Annotated in this window: 20 protein-coding genes; 12 read left to right on the top strand and 8 right to left on the bottom strand. The window is 56.2% G+C overall.

Annotated features, from left to right (window positions below; all coding sequences use genetic code 11):
- Positions 1-72 precede the first annotated feature (72 nt).
- The 4 genes from osmF to ACTJI7_RS09245 are packed head-to-tail and all read left to right on the top strand — an operon-like array spanning position 73 to position 3,824.
- Positions 73-990, top strand: coding sequence for a glycine betaine ABC transporter substrate-binding protein OsmF (gene osmF / locus ACTJI7_RS09260; protein ID WP_041909045.1), 918 nt, complete (start codon positions 73-75; stop codon positions 988-990).
- Positions 991-1,002: 12 nt separating this feature from the next.
- Entirely contained in the window at positions 1,003-2,160 is a 1,158-nt protein-coding gene (locus ACTJI7_RS09255) for an ABC transporter permease (protein ID WP_440670191.1), read from the top strand.
- Complete coding sequence (locus tag ACTJI7_RS09250; RefSeq protein ID WP_440670193.1) at positions 2,153-3,103, top strand: ABC transporter ATP-binding protein; 951 nt, start codon at positions 2,153-2,155, stop codon at positions 3,101-3,103. The genes ACTJI7_RS09255 and ACTJI7_RS09250 overlap by 8 nt, the downstream gene beginning before the upstream one ends.
- Positions 3,087-3,824, top strand: coding sequence for an ABC transporter permease (locus ACTJI7_RS09245; RefSeq protein ID WP_440670195.1), 738 nt, complete (start codon positions 3,087-3,089; stop codon positions 3,822-3,824). Before ACTJI7_RS09250 ends, ACTJI7_RS09245 begins: the two co-directional genes overlap by 17 nt.
- Here the strand turns inward: ACTJI7_RS09245 and ACTJI7_RS09240 are convergent.
- Both ACTJI7_RS09240 and mlrA read right to left on the bottom strand, forming a co-directional pair.
- Positions 3,799-3,912, bottom strand: a complete 114-nt coding sequence (locus ACTJI7_RS09240) for a protein YohO (RefSeq protein WP_008500895.1) — start codon at positions 3,910-3,912, stop codon at positions 3,799-3,801. The genes ACTJI7_RS09245 and ACTJI7_RS09240 overlap by 26 nt on opposite strands.
- A gap of 69 nt (positions 3,913-3,981) precedes the next feature.
- Positions 3,982-4,722: an HTH-type transcriptional regulator MlrA gene (gene mlrA, locus ACTJI7_RS09235; RefSeq protein ID WP_028013838.1), complete on the bottom strand. Its 741-nt coding sequence runs from the start codon at positions 4,720-4,722 to the stop codon at positions 3,982-3,984.
- Positions 4,723-4,940: 218 nt separating this feature from the next.
- Between mlrA and ACTJI7_RS09230 the strand changes: the two genes are divergently transcribed.
- Genes ACTJI7_RS09230 through ACTJI7_RS09220 form a run of 3 tightly spaced genes read left to right on the top strand, consistent with a single transcriptional unit; the run spans position 4,941 to position 7,856 of the window.
- Positions 4,941-6,626, top strand: coding sequence for a sensor histidine kinase (locus ACTJI7_RS09230; protein WP_041909056.1), 1,686 nt, complete (start codon positions 4,941-4,943; stop codon positions 6,624-6,626).
- Positions 6,620-7,339 carry a two-component system response regulator BtsR gene (gene btsR, locus ACTJI7_RS09225; RefSeq protein ID WP_023312443.1) on the top strand — a complete coding sequence of 240 codons (720 nt, stop codon included), beginning with the start codon at positions 6,620-6,622 and terminating at the stop codon, positions 7,337-7,339. The genes ACTJI7_RS09230 and btsR overlap by 7 nt, the downstream gene beginning before the upstream one ends.
- A 46-nt stretch (positions 7,340-7,385) precedes the next feature.
- Positions 7,386-7,856, top strand: a complete 471-nt coding sequence (locus ACTJI7_RS09220; RefSeq protein WP_440670198.1) for a DUF1456 family protein — start codon at positions 7,386-7,388, stop codon at positions 7,854-7,856.
- 31 nt (positions 7,857-7,887) lie between these two features.
- Here the strand turns inward: ACTJI7_RS09220 and metG are convergent, their stop codons facing one another.
- A complete protein-coding gene (gene metG / locus ACTJI7_RS09215) occupies positions 7,888-9,921 on the bottom strand; it encodes a methionine--tRNA ligase (protein WP_059358525.1) in 2,034 nt (677 codons plus the stop codon).
- Between the two features lie 137 nt (positions 9,922-10,058).
- On the opposite strand from metG, the gene apbC reads away from it, so the two are divergent.
- Complete coding sequence (apbC, locus tag ACTJI7_RS09210) at positions 10,059-11,168, top strand: iron-sulfur cluster carrier protein ApbC (RefSeq protein WP_028013834.1); 1,110 nt, start codon at positions 10,059-10,061, stop codon at positions 11,166-11,168.
- A 93-nt stretch (positions 11,169-11,261) separates the two neighbouring features.
- On the opposite strand, the gene ACTJI7_RS09205 is transcribed toward apbC, so the two are convergent.
- Both ACTJI7_RS09205 and ACTJI7_RS09200 read right to left on the bottom strand, forming a co-directional pair.
- Positions 11,262-11,741, bottom strand: coding sequence for a GNAT family N-acetyltransferase (locus ACTJI7_RS09205; protein WP_069733525.1), 480 nt, complete (start codon positions 11,739-11,741; stop codon positions 11,262-11,264).
- Positions 11,692-12,024, bottom strand: a complete 333-nt coding sequence (locus tag ACTJI7_RS09200) for an RcnB family protein (protein WP_008500887.1) — start codon at positions 12,022-12,024, stop codon at positions 11,692-11,694. Before ACTJI7_RS09200 ends, ACTJI7_RS09205 begins: the two co-directional genes overlap by 50 nt.
- Positions 12,025-12,499: 475 nt before the next feature.
- Between ACTJI7_RS09200 and ACTJI7_RS09195 the strand changes: the two genes are divergently transcribed.
- From ACTJI7_RS09195 to ACTJI7_RS09180, 4 genes are all read left to right on the top strand, one after another.
- Complete coding sequence (locus tag ACTJI7_RS09195; protein WP_126326844.1) at positions 12,500-13,639, top strand: polysaccharide export protein; 1,140 nt, start codon at positions 12,500-12,502, stop codon at positions 13,637-13,639.
- On the top strand, positions 13,639-14,088 hold the full coding sequence (locus ACTJI7_RS09190) for an arsenate reductase/protein-tyrosine-phosphatase family protein (RefSeq protein ID WP_045259748.1): 450 nt from the start codon (positions 13,639-13,641) through the stop codon (positions 14,086-14,088). The genes ACTJI7_RS09195 and ACTJI7_RS09190 overlap by 1 nt, the downstream gene beginning before the upstream one ends.
- Entirely contained in the window at positions 14,088-16,262 is a 2,175-nt protein-coding gene (locus ACTJI7_RS09185; protein WP_045259749.1) for a polysaccharide biosynthesis tyrosine autokinase, read from the top strand. The genes ACTJI7_RS09190 and ACTJI7_RS09185 overlap by 1 nt, the downstream gene beginning before the upstream one ends.
- Before the next feature lie 75 nt (positions 16,263-16,337).
- A complete protein-coding gene (locus ACTJI7_RS09180) occupies positions 16,338-16,853 on the top strand; it encodes a protein disulfide oxidoreductase (protein WP_045259750.1) in 516 nt (171 codons plus the stop codon).
- A gap of 36 nt (positions 16,854-16,889) precedes the next feature.
- Here the strand turns inward: ACTJI7_RS09180 and ACTJI7_RS09175 are convergent, their stop codons facing one another.
- The 3 genes from ACTJI7_RS09175 to ACTJI7_RS09165 form a co-directional block, all read right to left on the bottom strand.
- Positions 16,890-18,356, bottom strand: coding sequence for a pyridoxal phosphate-dependent decarboxylase family protein (locus tag ACTJI7_RS09175; protein WP_258150691.1), 1,467 nt, complete (start codon positions 18,354-18,356; stop codon positions 16,890-16,892).
- 18 nt (positions 18,357-18,374) lie between these two features.
- Positions 18,375-19,751, bottom strand: a complete 1,377-nt coding sequence (locus tag ACTJI7_RS09170) for a diaminobutyrate--2-oxoglutarate transaminase (protein WP_014884533.1) — start codon at positions 19,749-19,751, stop codon at positions 18,375-18,377.
- 343 nt (positions 19,752-20,094) lie between these two features.
- Entirely contained in the window at positions 20,095-21,102 is a 1,008-nt protein-coding gene (locus ACTJI7_RS09165; RefSeq protein WP_440670202.1) for a LacI family DNA-binding transcriptional regulator, read from the bottom strand.
- Between the last annotated feature and the right edge of the window lie 86 nt (positions 21,103-21,188).

Here is a 21,188-nt window from a genome sequence, read left to right as displayed (position 1 = left end):
AAATCCGCCGTTTTAAGCTACGCTTTTCTCTCAAGCCTCTGAAAAAGGCAGCAAAAAAATGAGGATAGCGGAATGACGATTAAATCGGGGATGGTAGTTTCTGCGGCGCTACTCGCGGCGCTAAGCCTGCCGTTACAGGCGGCGGAGCCGGTAAAAGTGGGCTCAAAGATCGATACCGAGGGCGCGCTGCTCGGGAATATTATTCTCCAGGTGCTGGAAAGCCACGGCGTGAAAACCGTCAATAAAGTTCAGCTGGGCACAACGCCCGTCGTGCGCGGCGCGATTACCTCCGGCGAGCTGGATATCTATCCTGAATATACCGGCAACGGCGCGTTCTTCTTTAAAGAAGAGAACGATCCGGCATGGAAAAACGCCAAAGCTGGCTATGAAAAAGTCAAAAAACTCGACGCGGAACAGAACAAGCTGGTCTGGCTGACCCCGGCCCCGGCCAACAACACCTGGACTATCGCCGTGCGTAAGGACGTGGCGGAGAAAGGGAAGCTCACCTCGCTTGCGGATCTCAGCCGCTACCTGAAAGAGAAGGGCGACTTCAAGCTCGCGGCGTCCGCGGAGTTTATCGAGCGTCCCGACGCGCTCCCTGCATTCGAAAAAGCGTACGACTTCAAGCTCGACCAGGCGCAACTGCTCTCGCTGGCGGGCGGAGATACGGCGGTAACCATTAAGGCGGCGGCGCAGCAAACCTCCGGCGTTAACGCGGCGATGGCCTACGGCACCGACGGCCCGGTCGCGGCGCTGGGCCTGCAAACCCTGACCGATCCAAAAGGCGTTCAGCCGATCTACGCTCCAACCCCGGTTGTGCGTGAGGCGGTGCTGAAAGCCTACCCGGATATTGCGGAATGGCTCAAACCGGTCTTCGAAAAGCTGGATGAAAAAACGCTGCAACAGCTGAATGCCAGCATTGCCGTCGAGGGACTGGATGCCAAAAAAGTGGCCGCCGACTTCCTGAAACAACAAGGGCTTGTGAAGTAACGGGAAAGGGCTGTGCCAATAAAATGTCATAACCGCGTACTGCTGCTGTTGGCCTGCGTGGCCATCGCGGCGGTCGCGTTACCGTTTGTGAACGTCGCGCCTAACCGCCTGATGTCGGGGGAAGGGCGTGCTCTCTGGGACGTATGGTCGTTCACGCCGTGGTGGCTGGCGGCTGCGCTGGCCGCGTGGGTTGGACTGTCGCTCTGGCAAGGGCGAACGGCGCAGTGGCTGACGCTGCTGCTCTCGGAAGGTCTCTTTATCACGCTGTTCTGGAGCGCCGGGCTGGCGGCAACGCATATGGCCTCGGCGGAAAGTCCGCTGGCGAGAACCACGCCAGGCAGCGGCCTGTGGCTCTGGCTGGCTTTGTGTTTACTGGCCAGCAGCGATGCGATTCGTCGTCTCATCGCCAGTTCTGTCTGGCGCTGGGTGCTTAATGCGCAGATATGGTCTATTCCGCTGCTGTTATTGTTCAGCGGTGAACTGAACAACCTCTCGCTGTTAAAAGAGTACGCCAACCGTCAGGAGGTGTTTGATGATGCCCTGGCGCAACATCTGACGATCCTTTTCGGCACGCTGATCCCGGCCCTGCTGATCGGGATACCGCTCGGCATGTGGTGTTATCGTCATCCCTCACGTCAGGGTAGCATCTTTGCCGTGCTCAACGTCATCCAGACCATTCCCTCCGTTGCGCTGTTTGGCCTGCTGATTGCCCCCCTGGCCGGGCTGGTGAAGTCGTTTCCCGCGCTGGGCGCGGTGGGTATCGCCGGAACGGGGTTAACGCCCGCGCTGATTGCGCTGGTGCTGTACGCGCTGCTCCCGCTGGTGCGCGGCGTGGTCGCCGGCTTAAGCCAGGTTGCGCCGGATGTGCTGGAAAGCGCCCATGCGATGGGGATGAGCGCGCGACAGTGTTTCTGGAAGATTCAGCTCCCGCTGGCGCTGCCCCTGCTGCTGCGCAGCTTGCGGGTGGTGGCGGTTCAGATCGTTGGCATGGCGGTGATTGCCGCGCTGATTGGAGCGGGCGGCTTTGGCGCGCTGGTGTTCCAGGGGCTGCTGAGCAGTGCCCTCGATCTGGTGTTGTTAGGCGTAGTCCCTACCATTGCGCTGGCGGTTGTCGTCGACGCGCTGTTTGCCTTATGGCTCGCGCTGCTCAGGAGAAGAGCCAATGATTGAATTTCATGATGTGAGTAAAACCTTTGCCGGCCGCCCGGCGGCAAGCCATCTGAACCTGAACTTTGCCGAGGGGGCATTTTCCGTGCTGATTGGCACTTCGGGCTCGGGAAAATCCACCACGCTGAAGATGATCAACCGGCTGGTGGAGCATGACAGCGGGTTAATTCGCTTTGCCGGGGAAGAGATCCGCAGCCTGCCGGTGCTGGATCTGCGCCGCCGAATGGGCTATGCCATTCAGTCTATCGGCCTGTTTCCGCACTGGACGGTGGCACAGAACATCGCCACCGTGCTGCAGCTGGAGAAATGGTCGCGGGCTAAAATCGCTGACCGCGTTGATGAACTGATGTCTCTGCTGGGGCTGGAGCCCGCGTTGCGCGACCGCTATCCTCACCAGCTCTCCGGTGGGCAACAGCAGCGCGTGGGCGTGGCGCGCGCGCTGGCGGCTAACCCGCAGGTGCTGCTGATGGATGAACCCTTTGGCGCGCTGGATCCCGTTACGCGCGGGGCGCTGCAAACGGAGATGACCCGCATTCACCGCATTCTTGGTCGAACCATCGTCCTCGTGACGCACGATATAGATGAAGCCCTGCGCCTGGCCGACCATCTGGTGCTGATGGACCACGGCGAGGTGGTGCAGCAGGGCGCGCCGCTTGCGCTGCTGACCAGCCCGAAGAATGACTTTGTGCGCGAGTTTTTTGGCCGCAGCGAGCTGGGCGTCAGGCTGCTCTCCCTGCGGACGGTCGGAGACTATATGCGTCGGGAGAATGCACCGCCCGGCGGGGAACCGCTACAGGAGCAGATGAGCCTGCGGGATGCCCTCTCCGCGTTTGTCGCGCGCCGGTGCGAAGTCCTGCCCGTCGCGGATGTCCGGGGGGCGCCGTGCGGCAGCCTGCATTTTCGCGATCTGCTGGCCGGGGAGGTGACGCGTGAAGGCACTGCGTGATCCGCTCCTCTGGCTGGTATCGCTCTTTGTCGCCCTACTGTTTCTGATGCCTCACAGCGCGGCGCTGTTTAACACTCTTTTTCCGGGGTTACCGCGGCCGGTGTATCAGCAGGAGAGTTTTATTAACCTTGCCCTGGCGCATCTCTGGCTGGTGGCGCTCTCAAGCGTCATCGCGGTGGTGCTGGGAGTAGGGGCGGGCATCGCGGTCACGCGACCTGCGGGCCGGGAGTTTCGTCCGCTGGTGGAGACGGTTGCGGCCATTGGACAGACGTTTCCGCCGGTGGCGGTGCTGGCGATAGCCGTGCCGGTGATGGGTTTTGGTCAGCAGCCCGCGATTATTGCGCTGATTCTGTACGGCGTGTTGCCCGTTCTGCAGGGCACGCTGGCGGGCGTTGCGGCGGTCCCGGCGTCTGTTTTAAGCGTGGCGGAAGGGATGGGGATGAGCCGCTGGCAGCGGCTGCGCAAGGTAGAACTGCCGCTTGCGGCACCGGTTATTATTGCCGGGATCCGCACGTCGGTGATCATTAACATCGGGACGGCGACCATTGCGTCTACGGTCGGTGCCAATACGCTGGGAACGCCGATCATCATCGGCTTAAGCGGATTTAATACGGCTTATATTGTGCAGGGGGCGGTGCTGGTCGCGCTGGCGGCCATCGTTGTCGATCGCCTTTTTGAGCGGTTGGCGCTTTACCTCAGCCGACACCGCCACGAACGATAAACGAGTATCCTGCAAGCATCACCCCGCCGATACCGCTTACGGCCATCAGGACAAAAAGGGTAATAATGGCGAGTTTAGTTGCCTTCATCATGTGCTCCTGTTGTTAACGGAACAATTATACGGTGAAGCGCAGCTGTTAATGAACCATTAAATGCCGTTATGGCTCATCCGGGCCAAGGGAATAAACCGGATAACCATGCTCACGCCACTCCGTCAGCAGCTGTTGCTGCGTGGCGGACGGCACTTCGCCACACCAGACCAGCAGGGTCTGGCCGTCGAAAAACTCGGGTTTGAGCTGCCCCAGCGAGTGCGCAAGGACATCCACGCGCCAGCCCTTTTGGGTGGCGATCCACGCTTCCAGCCACAAACGGGTGGTATCGTGCACGTTCCAGCCGACCACCAGCGCATCTTTTCCAGCCTTGTTCTTCGCTGAGGCAAGACAGACGGCGATATAGTTGATCAGCACCCCGTCAAGCATGCTGAGCAGCGCCTGCAGGGTAGACTGTTGGCACTGCAGGCGCCGACGGAGCGGAATGAAAAGATGGGTGATAAGCGTTTTCGCCGGATAATCGCGACCCTGCTCTTTGATCCAGGCGCGCAGTCGCTGCAGGTTACCCGCCTGCAGGAGGCGCAGCAGCGTTTCCTGCTGCTCGCGCCAGAGGCGTTGCGTGTCCGGGTCGTCGTGACTCAGCAGGGACTTCACTTTCCCGACCTGCACCCCGTTGTCGATCCAGCTTTTGATTTCGCGGATCCGGTCGATATCGGCATCGTTGAAAAGGCGATGACCACCGTCCGTCCTCTGCGGTTTGAGCAATCCATACCGTCGCTGCCACGCCCGTAGGGTAACGGGATTGATATCACAAAGGAGTGCCACTTCACCGATTGTGTAAAGCGCCATATTTGCCCCCTGGCTTACGCGTCCCCAGCTTAACTGTAGACCCACTTTGCCGAACCAGGAAGAATTGATTAATTTTTAAACAAGTAATGCGAAGCAGGCGTGATGTGCAGAAAAAGATGTGATAACGGACACGATTTTGCGCTTTTTTGGGGCGCTTCAAAGAAAGTTCAGCCGCATCCGTGTATGTTACGCGTTTTTTAGCGTGTGCGGTTTTGAGTATGTACGAGTTTAACCTGGTGCTGCTGTTGCTTCAGCAGATGTGCGTGTTTCTGGTCATTGCCTGGCTGATGAGCAAAACGCGTCTTTTCATTCCGCTGATGCAGGTCACCGTACGTCTGCCGCACAAGCTGCTCTGCTACGTCACCTTCTCTATTTTTTGCATCATGGGGACCTACTTCGGCCTCCACATCGAAGACTCTATTGCTAATACGCGCGCCATCGGCGCGGTGATGGGCGGGCTGCTGGGCGGCCCGGTCGTCGGTGGCCTTGTCGGTTTAACCGGTGGGCTGCATCGCTATTCCATGGGCGGGATGACGGCGCTCAGCTGCATGATCTCGACGATCGTCGAAGGGTTGCTTGGTGGCCTGGTGCACAGCTATATGATTAAGCGCGGTCGCCCGGACAAGGTGTTTAGCCCGCTTACCGCCGGGGCCATTACATTTGTGGCTGAAATGGCGCAGATGGCGATCATTCTGCTGATTGCCCGCCCGTTCGAGGATGCGCTGCACCTGGTCAGCAGTATTGCCGCCCCGATGATGGTGACCAACACCGTCGGCGCGGCGCTGTTTATGCGTATTCTGCTCGACAAGCGCGCCATGTTTGAGAAGTACACCTCGGCCTTTTCCGCCACGGCGCTGAAGGTTGCCGCCTCGACCGAAGGGATCCTGCGTCAGGGGTTTAACGAAGAGAACAGCATGAAGGTTGCGCAGGTGCTCTATAAAGAGCTGGATATCGGCGCGGTGGCCATTACCGATCGCGAAAAGCTGCTGGCGTTTACCGGCACCGGAGACGATCACCACCTGCCGGGCAAACCGATCTCGTCGACCTATACGCTGCGCGCCATTGAAACCGGCGAAGTAGTGTATGCCGACGGTAACGAAGTGCCTTACCGCTGCTCGCTGCATCCGCAGTGCAAGCTGGGCTCCACGCTCGTCATTCCGCTGCGCGGGGAAAATCAGCGGGTGATGGGCACCATCAAGCTGTATGAGGCGAAAAACCGTCTGTTCAGCTCCATCAACCGCACGCTGGGGGAGGGTATCGCCCAGCTTCTTTCCGCGCAAATTCTGGCCGGGCAGTATGAACGGCAGAAAGCCCTGCTGACGCAGTCTGAAATTAAGCTGCTGCATGCCCAGGTCAATCCGCATTTCCTGTTTAATGCCCTCAACACGCTCAAAGCGGTGATTCGCCGCGACAGCGATCAGGCCGCGCAGCTGGTGCAGTTTTTGTCGACCTTTTTCCGTAAAAACCTGAAGCGCCCGTCAGAGATCGTGACCCTCGCCGATGAAATTGAGCACGTGAATGCCTATCTGCAAATTGAGCAGGCGCGGTTTCAGTCCCGCCTGCAGGTGTCGCTCTCCGTTCCGGACGAGCTGGCGTATCAGCATCTCCCGGCCTTTACCCTACAGCCTATTGTGGAGAACGCCATCAAGCACGGTACCTCGCAGCTGCTGGGGAGAGGGGAGATAACCATTGCTGCCAGCCGTTTTAACCACCATCTGGTGCTGGATATTGAAGATAACGCCGGGCTGTACCAGCCTTCCGCTTCGGGCGGATTAGGGATGAGCCTGGTGGATAAACGTCTGCGCGCCCATTTTGGCGACGACTGTGGCATTACCGTCGCCTGCGAGCCTGACCGTTTTACCCGTATTACCGTTCGACTGCCGCTGGAGGAAAACGCATGTTAAGAGTGCTGATCGTGGATGACGAGCCGCTGGCACGGGAAAACCTGCGCGTTCTGCTGCAGGAGCAGCCAGACATTGAGATTGTGGGGGAGTGCGCCAACGCCATTGAGGCCATCGGTGCGGTGCACAAGCTGCGCCCGGACGTGCTGTTCCTCGACATTCAGATGCCGCGCATCAGCGGGCTGGAGATGGTCGGCATGCTCGACCCGGCGCATCGTCCCTACATCGTGTTTCTGACGGCGTTCGACGAATATGCCGTTAAGGCTTTTGAGGAGCACGCTTTCGATTATTTACTCAAGCCGATTGAAGAGAAGCGGCTGGAAAAAACGCTCACCCGCTTACGCCAGGAGCGAACCGTCCAGGACGTCACGCTGCTGCCGGAAAACCAGCAGCCGCTGAAATTTATCCCCTGCACCGGGCACAGCCGGATTTATCTGCTGCAGATGGATGATGTGGCCTTTGTCAGCAGCCGCCTGAGCGGGGTGTTTGTCACCAGCGCGGAAGGGAACGAAGGGTTTACCGAGCTGACCCTGCGCACGCTGGAGAGCCGCACGCCGCTGATTCGCTGTCACCGTCAGTATCTGGTGAACATGGCGCACCTGAAGGAGATCCGTCTGGAAGATAACGGTCAGGCCGAGCTGGTGCTGCGCGCCGGGCAGACCGTCCCCGTCAGCCGCCGCTATCTGAAAAGTTTGAAAGAGGCGATTGGCCTGTAAAACTGGTACACTGCGCGCTATTGCATCATCGACATTCGAAGGCTCTATGCTAAGTAACGATATTCTTCGTAGCCTGCGCTACACCCTGAAAGCAAACAATAACGACATGGTGCGCATTCTTGCGTTGTCCGACATGGAATCCACGTCTGCAAATTTTGATACCTGGATGACCAAAGAGGACGAAGAGGGCTTCGTCCGCTGCCCGGGCATCATTCTGTCGGGTTTTCTGAACGGGCTGATTTACGAGAAACGTGGAAAAGATGACTCCGCGCCCGAGCTGGCGCTGGAGCGTCGCGTGAACAACAACACGGTGCTGAAAAAGCTGCGTATCGCCTTCTCGCTGAAAACGGACGATATCCAGGCGATCATGACCGAGCAGAAATACCGCGTGTCGATGCCGGAAATTACTGCCATGATGCGCGCGCCGGACCACAAAAATTACCGCGAGTGCGGCGACCAGTTTCTGCGTAATTTCCTGCGCGGGCTGACCCATCGGGTGCATCACCCGAAACCATAAAAAAAGCCGGAGATTATCTCCGGCTTTTTTGTTATTTCACCTGCTGGCCCGGCTTCGCGCCTTCGTCTGGGCTTAACAGGAAGATATCCTTCCCGCCAGGGCCTGCTGCCATCACCATCCCCTCGGAAATGCCGAAGCGCATTTTGCGCGGCGCCAGGTTAGCGACCATCACGGTTTGACGGCCGATCAGCACCTGCGGGTCCGGGTAGGCAGAGCGGATGCCGGAGAAGACGTTGCGCTTCTCGCCGCCGAGATCCAGCGTCAGGCGCAGCAGCTTGTCAGAGCCTTCCACGAATTCTGCGTTTTCAATCAGCGCCACGCGCAGGTCGACTTTAGCGAAATCATCAAAGGTGATGGTTTCCTGAATCGGATCGTCCGCCAGCGGGCCGGTTACCGGTGCTGCAGCCGCTTTCACCTCTTCTTTAGAGGCTTCGACCAGCGCTTCAACCTGCTTCATCTCGATGCGGTTATACAGCGCCTTAAAGGTGTTCACCTTGTGGCCGAGCAGTGGCTGCGCCATTGCATCCCAGGTCAGTTCGGTGTTCAGGAACGCTTCAGCGCGGGCTGCCAGCTGCGGCAGAACCGGCTTCAGGTACGTCATGAGTACGCGGAACAGGTTGATGCCCATGGAGCAGATGGCCTGCAGATCGGCATCGCGGCCTTCCTGTTTAGCGACAACCCACGGCGCCTGCTCGTCCACATAGCGGTTAGCCAGGTCAGCCAGCGCCATGATTTCACGCACTGCTTTACCGAACTCGCGCGTTTCCCAGGCTTCGCCAATGGTGGCCGCCGCGTCGGTGAAGGTTTGGTACAGGGCAGGGTCCGCCAGTTCAGCGGCCATTACGCCGTCAAAGCGCCTGGCGATAAAGCCCGCGTTACGGGACGCCAGGTTCACCACCTTGTTCACGATGTCTGCGTTCACGCGCTGCACGAAATCTTCCAGGTTCAGGTCGATATCGTCGATGCGGGAAGAGAGCTTCGCGGTGTAGTAGTAGCGCAGGCTGTCCGCGTCGAAGTGGTTCAGCCAGGTGCTGGCCTTGATGAACGTCCCGCGGGACTTGGACATCTTGGCGCCGTTCACCGTGACGTAGCCGTGTACGAACAGGTTGGTCGGCTTGCGGAAGTTGCTGCCTTCCAGCATGGCCGGCCAGAACAGGCTGTGGAAGTAAACGATGTCTTTGCCGATGAAGTGGTACAGCTCGGCGGTAGAGTCTTTCTTCCAGTATTCGTCGAAGCTGACGGTGTCGCCCCGCTTGTCGCACAGGTTCTTGAAAGAGCCCATGTAGCCGATTGGCGCATCCAGCCAGACGTAGAAATATTTGCCCGGCGCATTCGGGATTTCGAAGCCAAAGTACGGCGCATCGCGGGAGATATCCCACTGCTGCAGGCCGGATTCGAACCACTCCTGCATCTTGTTCGCCACCTGCTCCTGCAGCGCGCCACTGCGGGTCCACGCCTGCAGCATTTCGCTGAAGGACGGCAGGTCGAAGAAGAAGTGCTCGGAATCACGCATCACAGGTGTGGCGCCGGATACCACGGATTTGGGCTCAATCAGTTCGGTCGGGCTGTAGGTCGCGCCGCAGACTTCGCAGTTATCGCCGTACTGATCCGGGGATTTACATTTTGGACAGGTGCCTTTGACGAAACGGTCCGGCAGGAACATGCCTTTTTCCGGATCGTACAGCTGAGAGATAGTGCGGTTTTTGATGAAACCGTTCTCTTTCAGACGGGTGTAGATCAGCTCCGACAGCTCGCGGTTTTCGTCGCTGTGCGTGGAGTGATAGTTGTCATAGCTGATGTCAAAGCCAGCAAAATCGGTCTGATGCTCCTGACTCATTTCGGCAATCATCTGCTCCGGGGAAATCCCCAGCTGCTGCGCTTTCAGCATAATCGGCGTGCCGTGGGCATCGTCCGCACAGATGAAGTTAACCTCGTGGCCGCGCATTCGCTGGTAACGGACCCAGACATCAGCCTGGATATGCTCCAGCATGTGGCCGAGGTGGATTGAGCCGTTGGCGTACGGCAGGGCGCACGTTACCAGAATTTTTTTCGCGACTTGAGTCATAGTAGGCATTACTTCTTTTAACTGTGAAAAGGGTTTTCGATATTACCAAAAGGGGCATTATTAAGTAAGCACAAACCACGGCCTTTCAGGTAAACTTGTTTGTCTAAGGTCTTATTCACAAGAACAAAGGAGTCGGGATGAGTTCTCAATCCCAGGCCAAATCACCGGAAGCCTTACGAGCAATGGTCGCCGGGACGCTGGCTAACTTTCAGCATCCAACCCTGAAACATAACCTCACTACGCTGAAAGCGTTGCACCACGTCGCGTGGCTGGACGATACGCTGCACGTTGAAGTGCAGATGCCGTTCGTCTGGACCAGCGCCTTTGACGCGCTGAAAGAGCAGACCAGCGCCGAACTGCTGCGCATTACCGGTGCGAAAGCGATTGACTGGAAGCTGAGCCACAGCATTGCCACGCTGAAGCGTGTGAAAAATCAGCCGGGCGTCAACGGGGTGAAAAACATCATCGCCGTGAGTTCAGGTAAGGGTGGGGTGGGTAAATCCTCTACCGCCGTCAACCTCGCGCTCGCGCTGGCGGCGGAAGGGGCAAAGGTCGGTATTCTGGATGCCGATATCTACGGTCCGTCTATTCCAAACATGCTGGGTGCGGAAAATCAGCGTCCAACCTCGCCGGACGGCACGCATATGGCGCCGATCGTGGCGCACGGTCTGGCGACCAATTCCATCGGTTACCTGGTGACCGACGATAACGCCATGGTCTGGCGCGGCCCGATGGCCAGCAAAGCGCTGCTGCAGATGCTGCAGGAAACGATGTGGCCGGATCTGGATTATCTGGTGCTGGACATGCCGCCGGGCACCGGTGACATTCAGCTGACTCTGGCGCAGAACATCCCGGTAACGGGGGCCGTTGTGGTCACCACGCCGCAGGATATCGCGCTGATCGACGCCAAAAAAGGCATCGTGATGTTCGAGAAAGTGGAAGTGCCGGTGCTCGGCATCGTCGAGAACATGAGCATGCACATCTGCAGCAACTGCGGACACCATGAGCCTATCTTTGGTACGGGTGGGGCGGAAAAACTGGCTGCGCAGTATCACACCCAGCTGCTGGGGCAGATGCCGCTGCATATTTCCTTGCGTGAAGATCTGGACAGCGGGAAGCCGACGGTCGTCAGCCGTCCGGACAGCGAGTTCGCTGAGATGTATCGCCAGCTGGCGGGGCGTGTTGCGGCGCAGCTGTACTGGCAGGGTGAAGTGATCCCGGGTGAAATCGCCTTCCGCGCGGTGTAACCCCCCAGCGCTGGATTGCCGGGTGGCGGCTTCGCCTTACCCGGCCTACGAAATACGATTTTGTAGGTCAGGTAAGCGAAGCGCCACCTGACTTTACCCAAGCCGGTAATGCATAAGATAGTACTCTCCCTCAGGAGAATTCCCCGTCGCCTCAATGTGCCAGCCGTGCCGCTGGTAAAACGTAATAGCCCGCACATTTTTCACCAGACACTTGAGTGAGCCCGTGCTGGTAAACGTCTTCTGTACGTGCTCAAGCAACACATGTCCGACGCCCAGGCTCTGATACTGCGGGTCGACAAACAGGTTGTGCAGAAAATTATCGTTCGTCCAGACTGAGGCGAAGCCAAGTCGGTGCCCATCCTGCTCCGCCACCCAAATCTCTTCGTCCAGGGTTGCCGCGTCAAAATCTTCAAGCTGCCAAGCAGAACTGTCCAGCCACGGCCAGGCTTCACGCCGGGCGTGGAGGTAGAGCGTACGCAGGAAAGGGCGGTCGCTCTCCTGCCACGGACGGATTACGATCGTATCAGCGATGATAGAAAATATCTCCATTGTAGGCTTTGTAGATTTTGCCATCTGCATCGCCAATCAGGACGTAGTTTTCGCCCATGTAGGTCCAGTGGGTACCGGCATCCGGTGCCGGAAGGTTACGCAGCTGGTACTGTTTAATGGTGTACTCCGGCGTTTGATACTGCGCCGGTGCCGTATCGCCGATTTTAAACTTCGTGAAATCGGCGATGAACTCTTGTTCTTCATAGGCCTTGATGCCCGATGGCGCAGCGGCGGTTTGCGGGGCAGAGAACGCGGAGCCCGCCAGAGATAGTAATACACCCAGAAGCAGCAATTTACGCTTAGCCATTTTTTCTCCAGTGATATTGTTGCAGATACTTTCGTCTGCAGGGCACACAGCACAAGACAGACGGTCTATTTTAAGTATCAAAGCATGATGCGTTTGATAAAAAATGTAACAAAAGTGGAGGGGTTTGGGTAGTCGATAACGGTGATGCTCATCATTGCGGTGAATGTTGATTGTGCGGAATATTTGTTATTTTTATTATTTTATTAATCTATTCTGAAAATAAGTTTATACGTCAAAATAGCACCGTTAAGCGAATGCTTTCGTAAGGGATAACATTTAATATCGCGGCGCATAAAGTATTATTACTCTCCGTTTTCTTGCGCAATTGTGCGCTGTTTTTTAACTTTTTAAACGACAGCGAACGTGTGTTTTACAGTATCACGGTGAAATGATAAATAAATATATTTCAAGGGCTTGCTTGCTTTCTTTTGCGAGTTAACTACCCAGCGCAACGATAAATCAACATTTTATATAAATGAAAAATACAACTGCTCTTTTACTGTCCTTTCTGACGCTCAGCCAGCTAACAGGATGTGTATTTTCACCAGGCCAGAACTTAAGTCTTTCCGGGAAAAAAGTCACTACCGGTGAGGAAATTAACGATCCGCTGGACAAACGCGTGGAAGTTTTTCCTTTAACCCCTGTATTGATTGAAAAACTGCGCCCACCCGTTTCTAAATCTCAGGCAAATCCTACTCTGGATGAGCAGCTCAAAAACTGGGAATACCGCATTGGCTCAGGGGACATTTTGACGGTCACCGTCTGGGATCACCCTGAACTCACGACGCCCGCAGGGCAGTACCGTAGCGCGAGCGACGCGGGCAACTGGGTTAACGCCGATGGTACGCTTTTCTACCCCTACGTCGGCAAGCTGAAAGTAGCGGGCAAAACGGTTTCGCAGGTACGTGAGGAGATCACCGCGCGGCTGGATGAGGTCATTGAGAGCCCTCAGGTGGACGTCAGCGTTGCCTCCTTCCGTTCTCAAAAAGCCTATATCACCGGAGAGGTTGAGAAATCGGGCCAGCAGCCAATAACCAATATTCCATTGACGGTAATGGATGCGGTGAACGCTGCGGGCGGTCTCTCTGCGGATGCCGACTGGCGTAACGTCGTGCTCACGCATGATGGCCAGGACTCGCGCCTTTCACTCTATGCTCTGATGCAACATGGCGATTTAACCCAAAATAAACTGCTTTATCCTGGCGATATCCTGTTTGTTCCCCGGAACGACGCGCTGAAAGTGTTTGTGATGGGCGAGGTGGTTAAACAGAGCACCCTTAAGATGGATCGTAGCGGCATGACGCTGGCTGAAGCCCTGGGGAATGCAGGCGGGCTGAACCAGAATATGGCCGATGCAACCGGGATTTTTGTTATTCGCCCGGTTTCACGGAAAGGCGAGAAAGACAAAATCGCCAACATCTATCAACTCAATGCGGAAGATGCCTCAGCCATGGTGCTGAGCACAGAATTCGAGCTGGAACCGTACGACATTGTCTATGTCACGACGGCACCGCTTTCACGCTGGAATCGTGTGATCGCCCAGCTGGTACCCACCATCAGTGGCGTACATGACCTGACCGAAACCGTCCGTTACATCAGGTCGTGGCCGCAATAATGTTCAATTCAATTCTCGTGGTTTGCACCGGCAATATTTGCCGTTCACCGATTGGTGAGCGGCTGTTGCGCCAGCAGCTACCCGACGCGCAGGTGACCTCGGCAGGCATTTTCGGGCTTGAAGGACGCCCGGCGGATGCGACTGCAAAGGCAGTCGCCTTATGTCATGGCGTTTCGCTGGAAGGTCACGTGGCGCGTAAGGTCACACGTTTTCTGTTACAAAAATCCGATTTGATTCTGGTGATGGAGCCAGAGCATCTCCGTTTTATTGCCTCAGTGGCGCCGGAGAATCGGGGGAAATCGCTGTTGTTTGGTCAGTGGCTGGAAACAAAGGACATTCCCGACCCGTATCGCAAAAGCCGGGAAGCCTTCGAATATGTTTTCGAGCAGTTAGGAAAAGCCAGTCAGGAATGGGCTCGTCGTTTGCGTCAACAAGGAATGAAGCAGTAATGTCGTCTCATAAATCAGACAAATTTGGTGCTGCGACACCGCATGATAATGAAATTGATCTCATTCAGCTGTTGGCTGAGATGTTTGATCATCGGGTAATGATAGCGTGCATCACGCTCCTGTTCACCGTATGCGCCGGGATCTATGCGTATAGCGTCACACCGATCTATCAGGCTGATGCCCTTGTGCAGATAGAAGCGAAGCAGGACAACTCGTTGCTCAAAAGCTTAAGCCAGTTTGGTACCGATCTTTCACCTGATGTTGCGCCCGAACTCTTGCTGCTCAAGTCGCGGATGATTCTGGGAGAGACCGTTGACAAGCTGGGGCTAACGTACAGCGTCAAACGGCGCATGCTGCCCGTCATTGGGCCGCTGCTGGAACGAGGGCGTAAAGCCGGTGAACTGACAATTGGTGCGCTTACCCTTCCTCTTCTGGAAGACAAGCCACAGGAACTTTTACTGACCGTGCAGGAGCAGGGCCGGTATCACCTCGAAGGAAAAACGCTTGAGGCTGATGGCGTTGTTGGGAAAACGCTGGTTAAAGGCGGAGTAACGCTGCTTGTCACCTCGCTCAGTGCGGCACCAGGCACCCGGTTTGCCCTCAAAACCGTCACAAAGCTTGAAGCAATAAACGCCCTTCAGCGCCGACTCATTGTTTCTGAGTCGGCGAAGCAGAGCGGAATTATCAGCTTAACGCTGACGGGCGAGGACCCTGACAAGATCGCCGTGGTGCTCAACACCATTGCTGAAAATTATCTCAGCCAGAATATTGCGCGCCAGGAAGCTAAAGATACCCGCAGCCTGACGTTTTTACAGGACCAATTACCTAAAATCAGGCGCGAACTGGATGAAGCCGAAGCACGACTGAACGCCTACAGAGAGCAGCGCGATTCTGTCGATCTATCCCTTGAGGCGAAGACGGTTCTCGATCAGGTTGTTAATGTGGAAAATCAGCTTAACGAGCTGACGTTCCGCGAAGCAGAAGTTTCTCAGCTTTTCAAAAAGGATCACCCAACCTACCGCGCCTTACGTGATAAAAAACAGACCCTAAAGCAGGAACGTACGCGCCTGAATAACCGCGTCTCATCCATGCCTTCTACCCAGCAGGAAATTTTGCGTTTAAGCCGTGACGTTGAGTCCGGGCGCACCATCTACCTGCAGCTGCTGACGCGTCAGCAGGAGCTGAATATCTCGCGCTCCAGCGCCATCGGAAACGTGCGGATCATTGACCCTGCAGTAACGCAGCCTGGACCCGTCAAACCGCACAAAGTGATTATCATTGTGCTCGGTATGCTGGTGGGATTGATGCTCTCTGCAGGGACGGTGTTGGTGCGCTCTGCGTTTAAACGGGGCATCACCTCGTCTGAACAGCTGGAAGCGCAGGGAATGCCTCTTCTGGCTACGCTCCCGCGTTCAGTGTGGCTATGGAAAAAAACGCATTTGCGCAAGAGGACGCTGTTTGCTTCCCACTGGAAGCACAGGACGTCAAACGTACCTTTCCTGCCCGTTGACCGACCGGCGGATATATTTGTCGAGGCGGTGCGCGGGTTACGCACCAGTCTGCATTTTACCATGATGAATGCCGTTAATCGGATAGTGGTGATTTCTGGTCCTTCGCAGGACTGCGGAAAGACTTTGGTGAGCACCTCGCTGGCGTCGATTGCCGCTCAGGCAGGTCAACGGGTACTGTTTATTGATGCGGACATGCGCAAGGGATATGTTCACAATATTTTCAAACTGAACAACCAGCATGGGTTGTCCAGCGTGCTGGGGGGAAGCATAGAGTGGCAGGATGCGATTCAACGCTTCGAGAAAGGTGGCTTTGATGTCTTGACCTGTGGATCTCAGCCTTCACATCCTGTCGAGCTGCTTATGAATGAGCGCTTCCAGACGGTAATGTCGCGAATAGACAAAGAGTACGACATCGTGATTGTCGACACGCCACCGGTGCTGGCCGTGACTGATGCGCTACTCGTCGCCAGAGCCGCGGCAACCACGTTGCTGGTTGCCCGTTTCGGTAAAACCAGCGTCAAAGAGATCGAAAACTGCCGGAAGCGTCTGCAGCAGATGGGCGTCCAGGTTGAAGGCGCGATTCTCAATGATATTGTGAAATCCGCTGCGTTCTATTACCACTCGGGTTATAGCCATTACAACTACGGCTATACCCCGGAATAAAGTGACGCGACACTTCTTTACAGCATGACGCCGAATAGCCCGCTAAGATGACCTCCGTTAAATCGAGAGGTCATAATGGATAACCGTAAATTGAGTCGCCTGCGCCGCTGGGCGCGGGAAGGGATCATACTCATTCTGCTTACGCTGGCGGTCATGTGGGGCGTGGATCAATACCGAAAGCCGTCATTACCCGCCAGCTTTAGCGCAACGCCTATGCAGAGTATCGACGGTAACATTCACGATATCGCGGCGCTCAGCAAGGAGCGCCCCCTGCTGATTTACGTCTGGGCAACCTGGTGTAGCATCTGTCGTTATACGACACCTGCGGTCGATAAGCTGGCAAAAGAGGGCGGTAACGTCGTGAGCATTGCCATGCGCTCCGGTGACGATGCAAAGCTCGCTCGCTGGGCTGAAAAGAAAAACCTGAGTATGCCGGTGATTAACGATGCAAACGGCGCCGTGTCGCAACAGTGGCAGGTGAGCGTAACGCCGACGCTGGTGATTGTGTCAAAGGGGAAAGTAGTCAGTACCACAACGGGCTGGACGAGCTACTGGGGATTGAAAATCAGAATGTGGTGGGCAGGCGTATAAAGATAACCCCTCTTCCGACGGAAGAGGGGTTTTGTATTACTTCGCGAGAACTTCCTGCGCGGTGCGCTCAACCAGCGACAGCAGGATTTTGATATCTTCCAGCGTCACGGTTGGGTTCAGCAGAGTCAGCTTCAGGCAGGTGATGCCGTTATGCTCGGTCACACCGACGTTTGCACGGCCGGATTCCAGCAGCGCATCACCAATTTTCTGGTTCAGCAGGGCGATGCCCGCGTCGTCCATCTGCACCTGGCCACGGAAGCGGAACAGCACGCTTGCCAGCTGTGGCTGCATAACCAGTTCCAGAGCAGGCTGCTCTTTCACGTAGGCTGCAACCTGCTGCGCCAGCGTTACGCCGTGATCGATGATCGCCGCGTATTGCTCCTGACCCAGCGCTTCCAGGCTCATCCACAGCTTCAGCGCGTCGAAACGACGGGTGGTCTGCAGAGATTTGGACACCAGGTTAGGCACGCCCGCTTCTTCGTCGAACTCAGAGTTCAGGTAGGCCGCCTGATAGCGCATAAGCTCATAGTGACGCGCTTCTTTCAGCAGGAACGCGCCGCAGCTGATGGTCTGGAAGAACTGCTTGTGGAAGTCCAGGGTGACGGAATCCACCAGCTCGATGCCGTCCAGGTAGTGACGATACTGATCGGACATCAGCAGCGCGCCGCCCCAGGCCGCGTCAACGTGTACCCAGATGTTCTGCTTCGCCGCCAGTTCAGCAATGGCACGCAGCGGATCGATAGCACCGGCATCGGTAGTACCTGCCGTCGCGACGATGGCCAGAATCTGCTCCCCGTTCGCGTTGCACTGCTCGATTTTCGCCGCCAGATCGGTCAGATCCATGCGGGAGAACTCGTCGGTTTTCACCTGCACTACGGACTGATAGCCCAGGCCCATCAGCGCCATGTTTTTCTGCACGGAGAAGTGCGCGTTTTCGGAGCACAGCACGCGAATTTTGCGCAGATCGCCCACCAGACCGTCCTGCTGAACGGAGTGGCCCTGACGCGCGAAGAATGCGTCACGCGCCAGCATCAGACCCATCAGGTTGCTCTGGGTACCGCCGCTGGTGAAGACACCCGCGTCGCCAGCCTGATAACCCACGCGGGTACGCAGCCACTCGATCAGTTTGATCTCAATAATGGTTGCGGACGGGCTTTGATCCCAGGAGTCCATACTCTGGTTAGTGGCGTTGATCAGCACTTCCGCCGCCTGGCTTACCACCAGGCTTGGGCAGTGCAGGTGCGCCACACACTGCGGGTGATGAACGGACAAGCTGTCTTTCAGGAAGAATTCCACGGCGCGTTCAATCGCCGCTTCGTTGCCCAGCCCTTTCGGGGTGAAATCCAGCTTAATACGGTCGCGCAGCTCCGCGACCGTTTTGCCCTGGTACATCTCAGGCTGCTTCAGCCACTGCATCACAGCCTGAGTGCTTTGTTCAATCGCCTGCTGGTAAGCTTCAATGCTCTGCGCAGAGGAGAACAAAATTGGGTTTGAATCTGACATCGTAATCAACTACTCCGGTTACGCCGGGCGAACGCCCGCAGCAAGCAGTGCCTGCTCGAATTTATCCAGGAAGATTTTCAGCTCTTCGTCGCTGATCAGCAGGGAAGGCAGCAGGCGCAGAACGATACCGTTACGACCACCACGCTCCAGAATCAGACCGGCTTCAAAGCACTTCTTCTGAATCAGCGCAGACAGCTCGCCGTCGCCAGGGAAGCAGCCCATATGGTCAGCAGCTTCGTGTGGCTTAACGATCTCGATACCGATCATCATGCCCAGACCGCGCACGTGACCGATGACCGGATAACGTTTTGCCATCTCTTTCAGCTGGCCTTTCAGCCATTCGCCCTGTGCAGCCACTTTGCCCGCGATGTTCTGGTCTTTCAGGATCTTCAGCGTCGTCAGGCCGGTTGCCATTGCCAGCTGGTTGCCGCGGAAAGTACCGGTGTGGTGGCCTGGCGCCCATGCGTCGAACTGCTTTTTGATACCGAGCACGGCCAGCGGCAGACCGCCACCAACCGCTTTAGACATCACGATGATGTCTGGCTCGATGCCCGCGTGTTCGAAGGCGAAGAATTTACCGGTACGGGCAAAGCCAGCCTGAACTTCGTCGAGGATCAGCAGAATGCCGTGTTCCTGAGTCACTTTACGAATGCGCTGCAACCACTCAGCCGGAGCCGGGTTCACGCCGCCTTCGCCCTGAACGGCTTCCAGGATCACCGCGGCAGGCTTACGCACGCCGCTTTCAACGTCGTTGATCAGGTTGTCGAAGTAGTAAGTCAGCGCTTTCACGCCCGCTTCACCACCGATACCCAGCGGGCAGCGGTACTCGTGCGGGTAAGGCATGAACTGCACTTCTGGCATCATACCGTCAACCGCTTCTTTCGGAGACAGGTTGCCGGTCACGGACAGTGCGCCGTGGGTCATGCCGTGGTAACCGCCAGAGAAGCTGATGATACCGCTACGGCCGGTCACTTTTTTCGCCAGCTTCAGCGCCGCTTCAACGGCGTCGGCACCGGATGGACCGGTGAACTGCAGGCAGTACTCTTTGCCCTGACCAGGCAGCAGAGAGAGCAGATATTCAGAAAACGCGTCTTTCAGAGGCGTAGTCAGATCCAGAGTGTGTAACGGCAAGCCGCTGGTAATGACATTTTGGATGCTTTTCAGCACATCAGGATGGTTATGGCCAAGCGCAAGGGTCCCTGCGCCTGCTAAACAGTCAAGGTATTCTTTATTATCTGCATCGGTGATCCACACGCCTTCTGCTTTAGTAATCGCTAATGGCAGTTTGCGCGGATAACTCCTGACGTTAGATTCAAACTCGGCCTGACGGGCCAGATAGGTTTCGTTGCTTTTGTGGGCATCTACGGTGTCAATACGGACTTTATCCGTCATCATATCACTCCTACAACCGCCGCTTCGCTATGAGCCACGATTGAATAAAAAGTTAAAAAACAGATGGGGCCTGAAAAAAACGCCGCCAATATAGAGCCTTTTGTCACGGGGCTCAATGGTTAATTTGTTTACTGTTTTGTGACATGGAGCACAGGAGAGGCAATATCACCATTTTTAAAAAGAAAATTGCACTTTATTGTCAATAAAAACAATTGCTTATTCGGCATTTGTTTGGGTTGTTAAATGACAGAAAAGAGTGTGACAAATCGTGCCATTGGCTGACAAAAGAAGGGGGTATGCTGCCTTCATACCCCCTTATTTTTCCATCAACGACAAAAAGCGGTAGTCACATGGCGCGCGCAATGGAATCACGCATTAAAAATGGACTTTCAACGCGCGTCGTTTCCCGGTGTTGTTCACCGTTAATAATGTGCAGGGCGCTCAGGCGACCAATTTCGTAGTGGGGCAACTGAACCGTTGAAAGAGGCGGCAAAAACAGCTCGCCAATGCCCACCATATTGTCATAGCCGATAACCGCGACATCCTCAGGGATGCGAAGCCCTTGCGCCAGCAGCGTCTGGTAAACCATTAACGCGATCCGATCGTTACCGCAGATAACGGAATCAAACCGCGGGATGCCCTTCCGTATGCGCGCCAGCAATGCGGTCGGAATATCACAATAATGCTCATCCCCGTGCGCCATATACGCATGTTCCAGGCCGTCCGGGTCGATTCCAGCTTCACGGCAGGCGCGTTCAAGCCCCTGACGGCGCCGGGTTGTGGCCAGATGGCCCACAGGTAAATGCAGACACAGGGGCTGCCGATAGCCTTCTGCGAGTAATGCCCTGACGGCGGCGTATTGCCCCTGTTCATCATCCGGGATATAGCTGGCGACCTTTTCACCGACACTCTCGCAGTTGGCCAGCACGCAGGGGAGGGTGAGCAGCTTGGCAGGAAGAGGAACCTGACGTAACCCCATCGTGGTGTAGATAATTCCGTCAGGCCGGTGGGAGAGCAGAAGATCGACAATGGCATCCGGATTGTCGTCAGCAAACATATTCATGACGAAGCTATTCCAGCCGTGCATCCTGGCCGTCTCTTCAATGGACAGCGTAATCTCCACCGAAAAAGGTGTCGTGACCGTATCGAGCGCCAGCACGCCTATGGTTTTAGGCGAAGCATTCGCGCCGCGTATTTTCTTGGCGGACAGATCGGGAACGTAGCTGGTTTGCTCGATAGCCCACTGTACGCGCGCCAGCGTTTCCGGTTTAAGGCGCTCCGGGCTGTTAAGCGCGCGGGAAACCGTCATCAGCGATACGTTAGCCAGCTTTGCGACGTCCTTCAGGGAAGCCATTTTCTTACTCCGTTAATGCTCTGTGAGAGGGTATACAACTAAGTCGCTGATGTAAAAGGAAGGCTGATGACCAGGTTAAGTCATGC

Source organism: Enterobacter sp. 22499 (assembly GCF_052044815.1).
Taxonomy (GTDB): domain Bacteria; phylum Pseudomonadota; class Gammaproteobacteria; order Enterobacterales; family Enterobacteriaceae; genus Enterobacter; species Enterobacter bugandensis.
Note: the sequence above shows the minus strand (reverse complement) of the source record. Positions and strands in the feature narration are given on the sequence as shown.

Bases quoted from the DNA above. Each gene is read 5' to 3' on its own strand.
- ACTJI7_RS09205 (WP_069733525.1), bottom strand. From the start codon at position 11,741: ATGGCAAAATCTACAAAGCCTACAATGGAGATATTTTCTATCATCGCT.
- ACTJI7_RS09180 (WP_045259750.1), top strand. From the start codon at position 16,338: ATGGATAACCGTAAATTGAGTCGCCTGCGCCGCTGGGCGCGGGAAGGG.
- metG (WP_059358525.1), bottom strand. From the start codon at position 9,921: ATGACTCAAGTCGCGAAAAAAATTCTGGTAACGTGCGCCCTGCCGTAC.
- ACTJI7_RS09240 (WP_008500895.1), bottom strand. From the start codon at position 3,912: ATGAAGGCAACTAAACTCGCCATTATTACCCTTTTTGTCCTGATGGCC.
- ACTJI7_RS09185 (WP_045259749.1), top strand. From the start codon at position 14,088: ATGTCGTCTCATAAATCAGACAAATTTGGTGCTGCGACACCGCATGAT.
- ACTJI7_RS09230 (WP_041909056.1), top strand. From the start codon at position 4,941: ATGTACGAGTTTAACCTGGTGCTGCTGTTGCTTCAGCAGATGTGCGTG.
- osmF (WP_041909045.1), top strand. From the start codon at position 73: ATGACGATTAAATCGGGGATGGTAGTTTCTGCGGCGCTACTCGCGGCG.
- ACTJI7_RS09190 (WP_045259748.1), top strand. From the start codon at position 13,639: ATGTTCAATTCAATTCTCGTGGTTTGCACCGGCAATATTTGCCGTTCA.
- ACTJI7_RS09200 (WP_008500887.1), bottom strand. From the start codon at position 12,024: ATGGCTAAGCGTAAATTGCTGCTTCTGGGTGTATTACTATCTCTGGCG.
- apbC (WP_028013834.1), top strand. From the start codon at position 10,059: ATGAGTTCTCAATCCCAGGCCAAATCACCGGAAGCCTTACGAGCAATG.
- ACTJI7_RS09250 (WP_440670193.1), top strand. From the start codon at position 2,153: ATGATTGAATTTCATGATGTGAGTAAAACCTTTGCCGGCCGCCCGGCG.
- ACTJI7_RS09165 (WP_440670202.1), bottom strand. From the start codon at position 21,102: ATGGCTTCCCTGAAGGACGTCGCAAAGCTGGCTAACGTATCGCTGATG.
- ACTJI7_RS09195 (WP_126326844.1), top strand. From the start codon at position 12,500: ATGAAAAATACAACTGCTCTTTTACTGTCCTTTCTGACGCTCAGCCAG.
- mlrA (WP_028013838.1), bottom strand. From the start codon at position 4,722: ATGGCGCTTTACACAATCGGTGAAGTGGCACTCCTTTGTGATATCAAT.
- ACTJI7_RS09220 (WP_440670198.1), top strand. From the start codon at position 7,386: ATGCTAAGTAACGATATTCTTCGTAGCCTGCGCTACACCCTGAAAGCA.
- ACTJI7_RS09170 (WP_014884533.1), bottom strand. From the start codon at position 19,751: ATGATGACGGATAAAGTCCGTATTGACACCGTAGATGCCCACAAAAGC.
- btsR (WP_023312443.1), top strand. From the start codon at position 6,620: ATGTTAAGAGTGCTGATCGTGGATGACGAGCCGCTGGCACGGGAAAAC.
- ACTJI7_RS09175 (WP_258150691.1), bottom strand. From the start codon at position 18,356: ATGTCAGATTCAAACCCAATTTTGTTCTCCTCTGCGCAGAGCATTGAA.